General features: G+C 62.3%; 9 protein-coding genes and 1 pseudogene. 7 read left to right on the forward strand and 3 right to left on the reverse strand.

The features are described from left to right. Positions 1-55: 55 nt before the first annotated feature. The 5 genes and pseudogenes from N8H74_RS20880 to N8H74_RS20900 all read left to right on the forward strand — a co-directional run bounded on the left by N8H74_RS20880 (position 56) and on the right by N8H74_RS20900 (position 9,811). Positions 56-1,183, forward strand: coding sequence for an efflux RND transporter periplasmic adaptor subunit (locus tag N8H74_RS20880; RefSeq protein ID WP_262149935.1), 1,128 nt, complete (start codon positions 56-58; stop codon positions 1,181-1,183). Between the two features lie 12 nt (positions 1,184-1,195). After that, positions 1,196-4,279, forward strand: a complete 3,084-nt coding sequence (locus N8H74_RS20885; RefSeq protein ID WP_262149937.1) for an efflux RND transporter permease subunit — start codon at positions 1,196-1,198, stop codon at positions 4,277-4,279. Continuing rightward, positions 4,269-7,391 (forward strand): efflux RND transporter permease subunit, encoded by a 3,123-nt coding sequence (locus N8H74_RS20890; protein ID WP_262149939.1) that lies wholly within the window; start codon positions 4,269-4,271, stop codon positions 7,389-7,391. Before N8H74_RS20885 ends, N8H74_RS20890 begins: the two co-directional genes overlap by 11 nt. Further along, positions 7,392-8,828 (forward strand): annotated as a pseudogene (locus N8H74_RS20895) (efflux transporter outer membrane subunit). Positions 8,829-8,896: 68 nt separating this feature from the next. Then, positions 8,897-9,811, forward strand: a complete 915-nt coding sequence (locus N8H74_RS20900) for a DUF808 domain-containing protein (RefSeq protein WP_262149941.1) — start codon at positions 8,897-8,899, stop codon at positions 9,809-9,811. A 73-nt stretch (positions 9,812-9,884) separates the two neighbouring features. Here the strand turns inward: N8H74_RS20900 and N8H74_RS20905 are convergent, their stop codons facing one another. Both N8H74_RS20905 and N8H74_RS20910 read right to left on the reverse strand, forming a co-directional pair. Beyond that, positions 9,885-10,673 (reverse strand): VacJ family lipoprotein, encoded by a 789-nt coding sequence (locus tag N8H74_RS20905; protein ID WP_217832153.1) that lies wholly within the window; start codon positions 10,671-10,673, stop codon positions 9,885-9,887. After that, on the reverse strand, positions 10,666-11,964 hold the full coding sequence (locus N8H74_RS20910; RefSeq protein WP_217832152.1) for a serine/threonine protein kinase: 1,299 nt from the start codon (positions 11,962-11,964) through the stop codon (positions 10,666-10,668). Before N8H74_RS20910 ends, N8H74_RS20905 begins: the two co-directional genes overlap by 8 nt. Before the next feature lie 223 nt (positions 11,965-12,187). Here N8H74_RS20910 and N8H74_RS20915 point away from each other — a divergent pair, with 223 nt between their 5' ends. Further along, on the forward strand, positions 12,188-12,556 hold the full coding sequence (locus N8H74_RS20915; RefSeq protein WP_217832150.1) for a hypothetical protein: 369 nt from the start codon (positions 12,188-12,190) through the stop codon (positions 12,554-12,556). A gap of 101 nt (positions 12,557-12,657) precedes the next feature. On the opposite strand, the gene N8H74_RS20920 is transcribed toward N8H74_RS20915, so the two are convergent. Beyond that, positions 12,658-14,253, reverse strand: coding sequence for a beta (1-6) glucans synthase (locus tag N8H74_RS20920; RefSeq protein ID WP_262149944.1), 1,596 nt, complete (start codon positions 14,251-14,253; stop codon positions 12,658-12,660). Between the two features lie 287 nt (positions 14,254-14,540). Between N8H74_RS20920 and N8H74_RS20925 the strand changes: the two genes are divergently transcribed. Beyond that, positions 14,541-15,392, forward strand: a complete 852-nt coding sequence (locus N8H74_RS20925; RefSeq protein WP_217832146.1) for a glycine betaine ABC transporter substrate-binding protein — start codon at positions 14,541-14,543, stop codon at positions 15,390-15,392. Positions 15,393-15,549 lie beyond the last annotated feature (157 nt).

Here is a 15,549-nt window from a genome sequence, read left to right on the forward strand (position 1 = left end):
GCTTTAGGGACGCTGCTAGAGTCAAGGCAGACTCGGTGGCAAGAGGCGGGCGGTCATGGCGACACGCAGGCGCGGCAAAGTCCTGCTGATCATCGGCATTGTGCTGTTGCTGGGGCTTGGCCTGTGGATCTATCTGAGCGCCGGTCAGCATCGCGTCAAGCCTCCGCCCGCCGCTGAGCCGGTCGCGACGGTCGCCGTCAAGCTTCAAGACGTGCCGGTTTACATTGACGCACTGGGTACGGTGACCCCGACCCGTAGCGTGACGGTGGTGACGCAGGTCAACGGCATTCTCAGCTCGGTCGATTTCAAAGAAGGCCAGCACGTCGGCAAGGGCCAGGTCATCGCCCGCATCGACGACCGCGCGCTGAAGGCGCAACTGGCGGTGGCCAAGGGCACGCTGATGCACGATCAGGCGTTGCTCGCCAACGCCGTGCGGGATCTGGCGCGTTATCGTGAGCTGATCAAGGTCGGCTCCACCACTCAGCAGACTCTCGATACCCAGGCCTCCCTGGTGCAACAACTGCAAGGCACGGTCGCCTCGGATCAGGGCAGCGTGCAGAACCTCGAAGTCCAGTTGAGCTACTGCACCATCACTTCACCGGTGGATGGCGTGGTCGGTTTGCGCCAGGTCGATCCCGGCAACTACGTGACCACCACCAGCACTACCGGGATTGCCGTGATCACCCAGATGACCCCGGCCACCGTGGTGTTCGCCGTGCCCGAGGACGATCTGGGTTCGATCGATCAGGCGATGTCCAAAGGCGTAGTCACGGTGCTGGCCTACGACCGCAACAAACACAACCTGCTGGCCACCGGCACTCTGCTGGCGCTGGATAACCAGGTCGATACCAGCACCGGCACGATCAAGGTCAAGGCGCAGTTCGATGACTCGGCCAAGGCGCTGTTTCCCAATCAGTTCGTCAACGCCCGGCTCAAGGCCGACACCCTGAGTCAGAACCCCGTGGTGCCAACCCGGGCGATCCAGCATGGCAGCAAAGGCGATTTCGTGTTTGTGGTGGTCGACCCCGGCAACAAGGTCAGCCTGCGCAACATCAAGACCGGGCCGGCCATGGGCGACGTTTCGGCGGTGCTCGACAACAGGGTGAAGGCGGGCGAGCAGGTCGTCACCGAAGGTGCCGACAAACTCGACGATGGCTCGGCGGTGAAAGTCGTCGCGCCGTAGGAGGCGTAGCCCATGAACGTCTCGCGCCCCTTCATCGAACGCCCGGTGGCCACCACGCTGTTGATGGTCGCCGTACTGTTGCTCGGTCTGCTTGGTTATCACTTGTTGTCAGTATCGGCGTTGCCGGAAGTCGATTACCCGACCATTCAGGTGTTCACCCAGTACCCCGGCGCCAGTCCCGAGGTCATCAGTTCGTCGATCACCGCGCCGCTGGAACGCCAGCTCGGCGAGATGCCGGGGCTCAAGTCGATGAACTCCACCAGCTCCGACGGCGCTTCGGTGGTGACCCTGCAATTCGATCTGTCGCTGTCGCTGGATGTCGCCGAACAGGAAGTGCAGGCAGCAATCAACGCTGCCGGCACCTTCCTGCCGGCGAACCTGCCGTACCCGCCGGTGTACAGCAAGGTCAACCCGGCCGATGCGCCCGTTCTGACGCTGTCGCTGACCTCCGACGTGCTGCCACTGACCAAGGTCGAGGATCTGGCTGACACGCGGCTGGCGCAAAAGATTTCGCAGATCACCGGCGTCGGCCTGGTCACCCTCAGTGGCGGTCAGCGTCCGGCGGTGCGGGTCGATGCCAACACGTCGGCGCTGAACAGTCTGGGACTGTCCCTGGATGACCTGCGCACCTCCCTGGGCACGGCCAACGTCAATCAGGCCAAGGGTAATATCGACGGCAAATATCAGGCGTACTCGATCGGCACCAACGACCAGTTGCAGTCGGCCGAGGAGTACCGCGATCTGGTAATCGCCTACAAGAATGGCGCGCCGATTCGCCTGTCGCAGATCGCTTCGTCGACCCAGGGCCCGGAAAATCCTCGGCAAGCGGCATGGACCGACAGCACGCCATCGATTGTCCTGAATATCCAGCGTCAGCCCGGTGCCAACGTCATCGATGTGGTCGACCGCGTGCAACAACTGCTGCCCAAGCTGCGCGCCAGTTTGCCGGCGACGCTGAAGGTCAACGTGCTCACCGACCGCACGCAAACCATCCGCGCCTCGGTCACCGACGTGCAGTACGAGCTGGCGGTAGCGGTGTTGCTGGTAGTGATCGTGATTTTCCTGTTCCTGCGTAACGTGGCGGCGACGATCATCCCGGCGGTGACCGTGCCGCTGACGCTGGTCGGCACCCTGGCGGTGGCGTACGCGGTGGGGTTTTCGCTGAACAACCTGACGCTGATGGCGCTGACCATCGCCATCGGTTTTGTGGTCGATGACGCCATCGTCATGATCGAAAACATCACCCGCTACATCGAGGCCGGCGACTCGCCTATGCAGGCCGCGCTCAAAGGGGCGGAGCAGATCGGCTTCACCATCATTTCGCTGTCGGTGGCGCTGATCGCAGTGATGATTCCGCTGTTGTTCATGGGCGATGTGGTCGGCCGGCTGTTTCGCGAATTCGCCATGACCGTGGCGGTGACCATCGTCATCTCGGCGCTGATCACCCTGACCCTGACGCCGATGATGTGTTCGCGGATGCTCAAGCACAAGCACGAGGAACGCCGGGTCGATTTCTTCGACCGGGTCAACGGCTATTACGTCAAAGGCCTGGATTGGGTGCTGCTGCATCGCGGGCTGACGCTGATCTCGGTGGTGCTCACCGGGCTGCTGACGCTGTTGATCATCGTGGTCATGCCCAAAGGCTTTTTCCCTGAGCAGGACACCGGACTGATCCAAGGCATTTCCCAAGCCTCGCCGGGCATTTCCTTCCAGCAGATGCAGGTCGAACAGCAGCGGCTGGCCGCCCGGATTCTCAAGGACCCGGCGGTGGCGAGTCTTTCGTCGTTCGTCGGCATCGATCAGACCAATCCGACGATCAATCAGGGCAATCTGCTGATCAACCTCAAGCCCCATGGCGAGCGCGACAGCAGCGCAGCGGTGATTCGCCGGCTCTCCGACGCCAATGCCGACGACGCCGGGATTCGCCTGTACCTGCACAGCGTGCAGGACCTGACGCTGGACGCCACGGTATCGACCACCAGTTACCGTCTCGGACTGCAAGCTACCGACCCGGGCGAACTGGAAACCTGGACCAACAAACTGCTCGCGGCGATCAAGCAGGACCCGATGTTCACCGACGTGCAAAGCCAGGCGATGCAGTTCGGCAATCAGATCCAGCTCAACTTTGACCGCGCTACGGCTTCGCGTCTGGGCATCACCCCGCAAGCCATCGACGACGTGCTGTACGACGCCTTTGGACAGCGCCAGGTGTCGACCATTTACACCCAACTGAACCAGTATCACGTGGTGATCGCCACCGACCATCCGCCGCACAATCTGGCCGACCTGTTGACCGGACTCTACGTCGCCATTCCCGGCGGCGGGGTCGTGCCGTTGTCGAGCATGGCGACGCTGCAGGTGATTCGTGCGCCGGTAACCATCAACCGTCTGGGGCAATTTCCCTACGCCGATGTCTCGTTCAACCTCGCCCCCGGCCAGACCCTCGGCGCGGCGGTGACGCGGCTCAAGGACATCGAAACCCAGGCCGGCCTGCCGCTGTCGGTGCAAGCCAACCTGGAAGGGGCGGCGGCGACGTTCGAGGCGTCGTTGTCCAATCAGGTGTTTCTGGTGCTGGCGGCGATCATCGTGGTGTACCTGATGCTGGGGATTCTCTACGAGAGCTTCGTGCATCCGGTGACGATTCTCTCGACTCTGCTATCCGCCGCGCTCGGTGCCTTGCTGGCATTGCTGATCAGCGGTACGCAGTTCGACATCATCGGTTTGATCGGCATCGTGCTGCTGATCGGTATCGTGATGAAGAACGGCATCATGATGGTCGACTTCGCCCTGGAGCTGGAACGCAAGGGCGGGCTCGATCCGGTAGCTGCGATCCGTCAGGCCGCCGAGTTGCGATTCCGGCCGATTCTGATGACCAGCATGGCCTCCTTGTTCGGTGCGGTCCCGCTGGCATTGGGCACCGGGATCGGCTCGGAGCTGCGTCATCCGCTGGGAATTGCGATCATCGGCGGACTGTTGCTCAGCCAGTTGCTGACGCTGTTCTCGACCCCGGTGATTTTCCTCGCCATGCATGGTCTGGAGCAGCGCTTCACCCGGCGCCGGCCAGCGGCGACCGAGGCCTTGCGCGATGAACCTTAGCGCGCCGTTTATCCAGCGCCCCATCGCCACCACGTTGCTGGCGGTCGGGCTGGCGCTGTTCGGTGTGCTGGCGTTCAACCTGTTGCCGGTGGCGCCGTTGCCGGAAGTGGATTTCCCGACCATCAGCGTGCGCGCGTCGTTACCCGGTGCTGACCCAGGCACGGTGGCGTCGTCAGTGGCGACGCCTCTGGAGCGTCAGTTCGGGCAGATCGCCGGGGTCACCGAAATGACTTCGTCCAGTTCGTTGGGGGCGACCCGCATTACCTTGCAGTTCGACCTCAACCGCGACATCGATGGCGCGGCGCGCGACGTGCAAGCGGCGATCAATGCAGCCCGCAGCAATCTGCCGAGCGATCTGTCCGGCAACCCGACCTACCGCAAGGTCAATCCGGCCGACTCACCGATCCTGATCCTCAGCCTGACTTCCGACACCGCGACCCGTGGCCAGATGTACGACGTGGCTTCTACTCTGCTCGAACAGCGCTTGTTGCAGACCTCCGGTGTGGGCGATGTGACGGTGGGGGGCGCGGCCTTGCCGGCGGTGCGGATTGAGCTCAATCCGGATCGGCTCAATCGCTACGGCGTCAGCCTGGAACAGGTTCGCCAAGTGATTCAGGCGTCCAACGTGAATTTGCCCAAGGGCACCGTGTCAGTTGGTGATCAGTCCTACGGTCTGAAGGCCAACGACATGCTTTATCAGGGCACCGATTACGGGCCGTTGGTGGTCAAGCAACGCAACGGTGATCTGGTGCGCATTTCCGATCTGGGCGACGTCACCGAGGACGTCGAAGACCTGCGCAACTTCGGCCTGTCCAACGGCAAACCGGCGGTGCTGCTGGTGGTGTTCAAGCAGCCCGGCGCCAACGTCATCGACACCGTGGATGCGGTGAAGGCCGACCTGCCGTTTCTGCAGAGTTCGATCCCCTCGGCGATCAAGATCAACATCCTGATGGACCGCACCACCACCATTCGCGGGTCATTGCACGACGTGGAAGTGACCCTGCTGATTTCGATCGCGCTGGTGACGCTGGTGACCTTCGGCTTCTTCCGCGACTGGCGCAGCACGCTGATCCCGGCCATCGTCGTGCCGCTTTCGCTGCTCGGCACCTTCGGGGCGATGTATTTTCTCGGCTACAGCCTCAACAACCTGTCACTGATGGCGCTGACCATTTCCACCGGGTTTGTGGTCGACGATGCGATCGTGGTGGTCGAGAACATCATGCGGCACCTGGAAAAAGGCGAGAGCCGCGTGCAAGCCGCGCTGGCCGGGGCGCGGGAGGTGGGCTTTACGGTGATGACCATCAGCGTGTCGCTGGTGGCGGTGTTCATTCCGTTGCTGCTGATGGGCGGGGTGGTCGGGCGGCTGTTTCGCGAGTTTTCGATTTCGCTGTCGGTGGCCATCGTGATTTCGATGCTGGTGTCGCTGACGGTGACGCCGATGCTCGCCAGTGTGCTGCTGCGTACTCAGCAACAGAGCGGCAAGGGTGACGATCACCCGGACTCGTACTTTCACCGCTTTTACGATCGCACCCTCGGTTGGGTCGTCGAGCATTCGTTCCTGATGGGGCTGCTGACGCTGCTGGTGATCGTGTTGGCGTGCGTGTTGTACGTGCTGGTGCCCAAGGGTTTCTTTCCGCAGGAAGACACCGGTCGCATGTCTGGCAGCATCATCGCGGCGCAGAGTATTTCCTTTGGCGCGATCCAGTCGAACTTCAGCGCGATCAATAAAAAGGTCTTGAGCAATCCGAACGTGGCGACGGTAGGCGGTTTTGTCGGTGGCGGTGGCGGGATCGGCGGGGCGGTCAACAGTGCGCAGCTGTTCATCACCCTCAAGCCTCTGGCGGATCGCAAGGACAGCGCCGATCAGGTCATCGGCCAGATTCGCCACACCCTCGGCGACATGCCTGGCACCCGTCTGTATCTGCAATCGGCGCAGGACATCACGGTCGGCGGGCGGCAGAGCGGGGCGCAGTATCAGTACACGATGACCGCCGACGACCAGAGCTCCCTCGACGAATGGGTGCCGAAAGTCGTCGCGGTGCTGCACGGCTTGCCGCAACTGGCCGATGTGAACACCGATCAGCAGGACAACAGCCTGATGGCCAGTGTCACCGTCAACCGCGATGCCGCCGCCCGGCTCGGGGTCAGCATGTCGGCCATCGACCAGACGTTGTACGACGCGTTCGGGCAACGCCAGGTTTCGACCATCTACCGCGCGGCCAATCAGTATCACGTGGTGATGGAGGTCGCGCCGCCGTACTGGGACTCCCCGGCGAGCCTGAAAAACCTCTACGTGCCGGTGGGCACCGCCGCCGTCACCAGCAAGGGCGCTGCGGCGGCGCCGAACCTCAGCGCCACGGCCTCGCAGGCGTTGGTGCCGCTGTCGACGCTGGCCGACTATTCGGTGGGGCGCACGGCTATCTCGATCAGTCATCAGGGGACATTTCCGGCGGTGACCGCTTCGTTCAACCTCGCGCCGGGCGTCTCCATCGGCCAGGCAACGGCGCTGGTGGACAACGCCGTCAAACAATTGCGCATGCCGGCCAGTGTGGTCGGCCAGTTTGCCGGGACGGCGCAGGTGTTCCAGTCTTCGGTGGCGAGCGAGCCGTTGTTGATCGTCGCGGCGCTGCTGTCGGTGTACGTGGTGCTGGGCATGCTCTATGAAAGTCTGGTGCACCCGCTGACGATACTTTCGACCTTGCCGTCGGCCGGCGTCGGCGCGCTGATCGCGTTGCTGCTGACCGGCACCGAGCTGTCGATCATCGCGCTGGTGGGGGTGATTCTGCTGATCGGGATCGTGAAGAAGAACGCAATCATGATGATCGACTTCGCCATCACCGAGCGCCGCGAATTCGGCTTGAGCGCCAAGGACGCGATCCGCCGCGCCTGCCTGATCCGCTTCCGGCCGATCATGATGACCACGCTGGCGGCGATTCTCGGCGCACTGCCGCTGGTGCTAGGCAGCGGTTATGGCTCGGAGCTGCGCCGGCCATTGGGGATTTCGATCATTGGCGGCTTGCTGTTCAGTCAGTTACTGACGCTATACACCACGCCAGTGATCTACCTTTGGCTGGATCGGGCGTCGCAGCGCCTGAAGCGTAAGGAGCAATAAATGAAACGTCGCCTGTTCCCCATGGGCGCAAGCCTGGTGCTGAGTCTGTTGTTGAGCGGTTGCATGGTCGGCCCGGACTACCACAAACCGGTCGTCGAACTGCCGACTTCGTTCAAGCAAGGCACGCCATGGCAGCGTGCGCAGGCCAATCCGCAAGGCGCTCTGGACAGTCAGTGGTGGCGGGTCTATCAGGACCCGATACTCAACGATCTGATCGACCGGTCGGCCAAGGCCAACTCGTCGATCATCGGCGCCGAGGCGGCGTATCGGCTGGCGCAGGCCCAAGTGGCGTCGAGCCGTGCCGGGTTGTGGCCAACCGTAGGCGTGGGGCTGTCCGGCGCTCGTGGTGTCGGCGGCGGGGCCAGTGGCAGCACCACCAGCGGTTTGACCGGCAGCAGCGGCAGCACCGTCGAGCAAACGGTCAGTGCCACCCTCAGTGCCAGTTGGGAGCCGGATCTGTGGGGGCAAGTGCGGCGCGGCATCGAATCGAGCCAGGCTTCTCTGCAATCGTCCGATGCGTTGCTGGCCGGCGTGCGGCTGTCCATCGGCGCCAGTGTGGCAACTGACTATCTGGGGCTGCGGCAACTGGATATCGACATCGACCTGTTGCAGCAACAGCAAGCCATCAATCAGCAACTGCTGACGATGATTCAGGCACAGACCGTTCAGGGCACGGCGACCAACGATCAACTGCTGGTGGCGCAGGATCAGCTCAGTACGGTGATCGCAGCGCTGCAAACGGCGCAGCGTTCGCGGGAATAGGCCGAACATGCGCTGGCGGTGTTGGTGGGAGTGGCCCCGGCGCAGTTCGACCTGCCCAGGGCCGCTGACTATCGCTTCACGACGCCCATGCCGCCGTCGGTGTTGCCGTCGAACTTGCTGCTGCGCCGGCCTGATGTGGTGTCGGCTGAACGCCTGGCTGCGGCGGCCAACGCGCGGATCGGGGTCGCCGAAGCGGCATTTTTTCCGACCTTGAGCCTGACTGCCGAAGGTGGCTTCCGGGGCTCGGCGCTGGGTGGCCTGTTCGCCGTGCCCAACCGCATCTGGACCCTCGGGCCGGCGCTGGCCGAAACCATTTTCGATGGCGGCGCCCGCGAGGCGGCAAAGCAGGAAGCCGAAGCCGCTTACGATCAGGACGTGGCCACGTATCGCGGCACGGTGCTCGGCGCGTTGCAGAACATCGAGGATAACCTGTCGGCGATCAATCACCTGCACACGCAGGCGCAAGCCTTTGATCAGATGTTTCAGCGTAATCAGCAACTGTTCGGCAGTCAGCAGGCGCAGCAGCGGGCGGGGACGGTCAGCCAGCAAGCGGTGCTGACCCAGCAATTGGTGCTGTTGCAGGCCGAGCAAAACCTGCGTGATACCCAGGGTTTGCTCAGTCAGGGCAGTGTCGCGCTGTTCCAGAGCCTGGGCGGTGGCTGGCAGGTGCCGTGAATCTTTCGCCCGCTGTGTCGCGGCACGGTATGCTGCGCGCACTTTTTTCACGTAGGGAAGCCTGACCCATGGCAGGAAGCAGTTTGCTGGTGCTGATCGACGACATCGCCACTGTTCTGGACGACGTTGCGTTGATGACCAAAATGGCCGCGAAGAAGACCGCCGGGGTGCTCGGCGATGACTTGGCGCTCAACGCCCAGCAGGTCTCTGGCGTGCGTGCCGAGCGGGAAATCCCGGTGGTGTGGGCGGTGGCCAAAGGCTCGTTCGTCAACAAGCTGATCCTGGTGCCGTCGGCGCTGGCCATCAGTGCGTTCGTGCCGTGGCTGGTGACGCCGTTGCTGATGGTCGGTGGCGCGTACCTGTGTTTCGAAGGCTTCGAGAAGCTCGCGCACACGTTTCTGCACAGCAAGGCGGAAGACGAAGCCGAGCACGCGCAACTGGTTGAGGCGGTGGCTGATCCTGCGACCGATCTGGTGGCCTATGAAAAGGACAAGATCAAAGGTGCGATCCGCACCGACTTCATCCTCTCGGCAGAAATCATCGCCATCACCCTCGGCACCGTGGCTGATGCCTCGCTGACCCAGCAGGTGATCGTGATGTCCGGCATCGCCATCGTCATGACCGTGGGCGTCTATGGCCTGGTGGCCGGCATCGTCAAACTCGACGACCTCGGCCTGTGGCTGACCCAGAAGCCCGGGCAAATGGCTAAAAGCATCGGCAACGGCATCCTGCGTGCAGCGCCTTACATGATGAAGGGTCTGTCGGTGATCGGCACGGCAGCGATGTTCCTGGTCGGCGGCGGCATCCTGACCCATGGCGTGCCGGTGGTGCATCACTGGATCGAAGGCGTCAGCGCAGCGGCGGGCGGTGCCGGGTTTGTGGTGCCGCTGTTGCTCAATGGTGTGGCGGGGATTGTCGCGGGTGCGGTGGTGCTGGCGGTGGTTTCGGTATTCAGCAAAATCTGCAAATCAATGAAAGGCTGAGCGCTCCCACAATAGGTGCAGAAAAAAGGGCCATTCGATTCACATCGAATGGCCCTTTTTTTACCTGCCGTTTTTACTCGGCAATCTGCAACTTACGCGACTCGGTGTACACGTAACGCACCTTCTCGTACTCGAACGGCGAGTTCAGCTGGCCGTAGCGGAAGCTGGTCTGGTAGCGCTTGTCGACGGCGCGCAGTGCCCAGATTTCCGGGTGGTTGGAACTGACTTCGGAGACGTTCAAATAGTTGATCGCCGACTCGGCGGTGTAGTCGACGGCCAGGCCGGCGGTATCGCGCAGGTTCGACGGGCCGAGGATCGGCAGCACGAAGTAGGCACCGCCGGGAACGCCGTAGAAGCCCAGGGTCTGGCCGAAGTCTTCACTCTGGCGCGGCAGGCCCATGGCGGTGGCCGGGTCCCACAGGCCGGCGATGCCGATGGTGGTGTTGAGCAACAGGCGCGCAGTGGTTTCCATCGAGCGCTTGCCCTTGAACTGCAACAGGCTGTTGACCAGGTTCGGCACGTCGCCCAGGTTGTTGAAGAAGTTGCTCACGCCGGTGCGCACGAAGCCTGGGGTCACGTAGCGGTAACCGTCGACCACCGGCAGAAACACCCATTGGTCGAAACGGTAGTTGAAGTGATAGACGCGGCGGTTCCACGACTCCAGCGGGTCATACACGTTCAGCGCGCTGAGGGTGGAGCGCTCGAATTCGCGCTGATCCAGCCCCGGGTTGAACTTGAGTTTGGACAGCGGCTCCTTGAAGCCATCGCTGTCGACCACCACCGGTGCATTGGCTTTGCTGTTGTCAGCCTGGGCCACGCCTGCACTGAGTAACGCTGCGATCAGCAGGAGATATTTAGCCACGGAAGAACTCCAGCATGGCGTCGCTGTTGACGCGGTAGTTAAGGTTGCCGCAATGGCCACCCAGCGGATAAACCGTCAGACGATCACCGAATGTCCTGCGCAGGAAACCGAGGTCGCCCGGGCCGAGGATCACGTCGTCGGCGTTGTGCATCACGGCGATTTTCGGGCTGTCGTGCAGATAATCCTTGAGCGCATACAGGCTGACCTGATCGATCAGTTGCAGCAGGCTGCCGCCGTCGGTGCGGGCGCGCCACATCGGAATCACTTGTTCGGTCAGGTAGCAGTCGAAGTCGCATTGCAGCGCGCGCTTGAGGAACGGCGTGAGGCTGGTGCCTTCGGTGATCGGGAATTTCGGCGGGGTGATCAGGCCGCGGCGGTTGATCAGGTCCGAGGTGAAGGCGATGTCCGCCGCCGAGAAGCGGAACGAGGTGCCGATCAGCATCGCCATCTGCTCGTTGCTCAGGTGTTGCTTGGACTGCTGGAAGTCATAGAGCAGCGCATCGTTGAGGTCGATGTAGCCCTTCTGCTGGAAGTAGCGGGTCAGTTTGCCCAGCACCAGTTCATAGAACGTGGTGCTGTTGTTGATGCCCTTGACCTCGGTCTGCACCAGTTTGTCGAGGTTGGTGACCGAGGTGTAGAGGTTGACCGGCGGATTGAGCAGCAGGACTTTCTTGAAGTTGAAACTGCGTCGGGTTTCGTCCAGATGCGCGACGAATGCGGCATCCAGGGCGCCGAGGCTGTAGCCGCTGAGGTAATAGTCGGTGACCGGCACTTTGGGGTTCTGCGCCCGCACGGCCTGCATCACCCGGTACATGTCTTCGGCGTCCTCCTTGGTCACGCCCGGCGTGGCGAAGCGCGAGGCGGCGCTCATGAAGTCGAAACTGGTCGGCGATGACAGCTGCACGACGTGGTAGCCAGCCTTGTAATAGAGCTTTTTCAGGTACTCGTTGAGTGTGCTGTCGTAGCGCGCACCGGTGCCGGCGATCAGGAAGATCAGCGGCGCGGCCTTGTCCTGGGTGGCGATGCGATAGGTCAGCTTTTTCACTGCCCAGAAGTTGTCCGGCAGGATGAACTCACGTTCCGGGCGCAGAGTGATGCTGCGGTCGGTCTGGTTGATGTCGTCGTCAAGCGGCAGTTCCGGGCGCAGGTCCGGCGGCGTGGTGGCGATGGTCGCTTCGAACGGGTTGGTCAGGGGATAGCCATAACTGGCGGCGTCGATATCCACCGCCAGTGCGGACGCACTCAGAATAAGGCCGCCAAACAGGGCGGCGAAGCGCAAGGAACGGAGCATGACTGGATCCCTTAAAGGAAGGTGCCGAATGAAGTTCGCAGGCTATGACCACAAGGTTTGCGCCAAAGTGCCATGTACGGCGCCAAACGGACGTATTTCGGGGGTAATAGTAGCTGGACGATACACTTTGCACGGTCTGGATGAACAGTTAACAGTTGTTATTGCTTGCGTATGGATGGCGGCAGATTAAGCTGGCCGGCGATTTCATCGATTGGAGTGTTCCATGTCCCGCCGTTTGCCCGTGATTCTGTTGCTCGTGCTGTTGCCGTTATGGCTGGCCGCCAGTTATGGCGCGCGTTATGGCTTCATGGAGGACGGACAGTGGGTCGGCATCTGCGTCGATGAGGCGAGCCGCTGGGAATGCCAGGTGCGTTCCACTCTCGGGCTGATGATTCATTTCAAGGTGCTGGGATGGGCGGCGCTTGGAACTGCGCTGGTCGGTTTCGTGCTGCCGGGACGGGCAGGGTGGTGGCTGGCGGTTCTGGCGCTGCTGTGCGGATTGCCGGCGCTGGCGTTGTACAACACGACGCTGGCGGTGTTTGCCGTGGTGATTGCCGGGTTGCGGCTGGTCAGGGCTTCGCGCAGCGCCTGACAGTCAGCCTTCGCGAGCAAGCACCACAGGGAATCGTGAACAACACAGATCCAGTGTGGGAGTGGGCTTGCCCACGAAAGGGCCAGAGGCTGCGCTGAAAGTCAGCCCTTGCGAACCCGCAGACAGCGCCACAACGCAGCCACCATCAGCACGCTGACCAGCGCCCACCCCCAGGCCTGCTGATTCTGCAAGCCTTCACGGAACAACTGCGGCGCAATCCCGGCGCCGATGATGAACGTCAGCAGGGCAATTTCCCGACGTGCCACCGACACCGGGCGGCACAGGTAAACCAGTGCCGGCAGAATCAGCGCGACACTCGGAAAGCTGCGATAGCGCGGATCGAACACCAGTTCCAGCATCATCACCGCCGCTGCGAACCCTGAAACCGCCACCAGCCACCCGGCATGCCGCTCGAAGACGTCGAAAACCCGTGCGCGCCAGCCATCGCGGGCGCTCAGGGTCAGCGCGGCATGGGCCAGCACCAGCAGATTCAGAATCGTCAGCAATCCGACCCACAGCCATTCGCTGGCGAATCGCGTCGTCAGCCGGGCCAGATCACCCCAAGCACCGATCGAGCAGGCGGCGAGGGCGCCGAGCAACGGCAGCACCAGCGCCGAGCGCGTGCTGCGAACCCGTCCGCCGAGCAGCAGCGTCCCCAGAAATATCAGGCCGCCAACCGCCAGCCATTGCGACCAGTACGGCACGTTCGACACGGGGCCGGCGAGTACGCCCTTGTCCTGGCGATCGGCATCGAACAGCCCCCAATAACCGCCGACCGCGCCTTCGCTGGCACGTTTCCACGGTTGGTCGAAGGCTTCGATCAGGTTGTAATGCCAGCCCTGTTGCTCGGCCAGGGTGACGAAGCCACGAATGAACTTGGCCTCGTTGACCCGGCTCGGCAGGGCGGTCTCGCGCTGGCGTCCCTCACTCGGCCAGCCGGTTTCGCCAATCAGCACGTCCTTGGGCGCGAACCTGATCCCGAACGCCCGGCGCACATCCGCTACGTGCTGCAGCGCGGCGTCGATGTTCGACGGGTCATCTTCCCAGTACGGCAGCAAGTGAATGGTCAGGAAATCCACCGCCGGCGCGACTTCCGGGTGCTTGAGCCAGAACTCCCAGACGTCGGCGTACGTCACCGGTTGCTTGACGTGCGCCTTGACCTTATTGATGAGCCGGGCCAGTTGCGCGCCGGTTACTTCCTTGCGCAGCAGTGCTTCGTTGCCGACGATCACCGCGCTGACCACGTCCGGGTTGGCGTTGGCCGAGGCGATCAGCAGGTCGACTTCCTTTTCCGTGTCCACCGGGTTGCTGTTGATCCAGGCGCCGATCATCAACTTCAAGCCGTGCTTGCGCGCCAGATCCGGCAACGCTTCGAGGCCGGTCATCGAGTAGGTGCGGATGCATTCGAAGCGCGTTGCCAGCAGTGCGAGGTCGGCGTCCATGCGCTCGGGGCGCAGTTTGAACGGCACGTCGAACGGCGACTGGTCCTTGTCGAACGGGGTGTAGGAGGCGCATTGCAACTTGTGGGTCGGGGTCGCGACATCCGGCAGGATCACCGGTTGGCCGAGGCCATACCAGAAGCCGCCGAGGGCAAACAGCCCGAGCAGGCAAGCGAACAGATAAGGCAGAAAGGGGAAGCGGGAGGTCGCGGACATGGTCAGGCCGGGTGGCTGCAAAGCGACGCATGTTACCTGCATTTAATGCGGGCTTGGGGCCTCGCATGATTTTGTCATGCAAAGTTCGGGCGGATTGCCCGATGGGATTTCCCGGCGCCACATTAATGGCTTTCTGATGTCGTTTCTCGTTGCCTTGAGGTCGCTGGCAGAGCAGGTCGTCGACGGCGTGAGGTTGATGATCGAAGCCGTCAGTACTCCGCTGATGTTCGCACGAGTTTGCGGTCGGGCGTGATGGGGGCGCCGAGCACCATAACAATACGTTGACGCCGTCCGGCATCCGTCGGGCGCAGCATTTCGGGGAAGTAACGATGAAGATGCGACGACTTTTAGGCGCAGGTGCCGCACTGGTACTTGCGATGGGCTCCACGCTGGCCAGTGCAGAAACCAAGACCCTGAACATCGGTTACGTTGACGGCTGGTCCGACAGCGTCGCGACCACCCACGTAGCGGCTGAAGTGATCAAGCAGAAGCTCGGCTACGACGTGAAACTGCAAGCCGTCGCCACCGGGATCATGTGGCAAGGCGTGGCTACTGGCAAACTCGACGCCATGCTTTCGGCCTGGCTGCCAGTCACTCACGGTGAGTATTGGGCGAAGAACAAGGATCAGGTCGTCGACTACGGCCCGAACTTCAAGGATGCGAAAATCGGCCTGATCGTGCCGGAGTACGTCAAAGCCAAGTCCATCGAAGACCTGAAAACCGATGACAGCTTCAAGAAGCGCATTGTCGGCATCGACGCCGGCTCGGGCGTGATGCTCAAGACCGACCAGGCAATCAAGGATTACGACCTGACCGGCTACAACCTCAAGGCCAGCTCCGGCGCCGGCATGATCGCCGAGCTGACCCGCGCCGAGAAAAAGAACGAGTCGATCGCCGTGACCGGCTGGGTGCCGCACTGGATGTTCGCCAAGTGGAAACTGCGCTTCCTCGAAGACCCGAAAGGCGTGTATGGCGCGGCGGAAACCGTGAACAGCATCGGCAGCAAAGAGCTGGATACCAAGGCTCCGGAAGTCGCCAAGTTCCTGAAGAACTTCCAGTGGGCATCGAAGGATGAAATCGGCCAGGTCATGCTGGCGATCCAGGACGGCGCCAAGCCTGAAGCGGCGGCCAAGGATTGGGTTGCCAAGCACCCTGATCGCGTAGCCGACTGGACCAAATAACAGCCACCAGGCGTTAAAACTGTGGGAGCGGGCCTGCCCGCGATGGCGGTCTGTCAGTCGACTGATGGGTGGACTGATACGACGCCTTCGCGAGCAAGCCCGCTCCCACATTGCTTTTCGGGTGTGCTGGAAAATGGCATTTGTGTCATGGCGTTCT

Source organism: Pseudomonas sp. B2M1-30 (genome assembly GCF_025447575.1).
Taxonomy (GTDB): domain Bacteria; phylum Pseudomonadota; class Gammaproteobacteria; order Pseudomonadales; family Pseudomonadaceae; genus Aquipseudomonas; species Aquipseudomonas botevensis.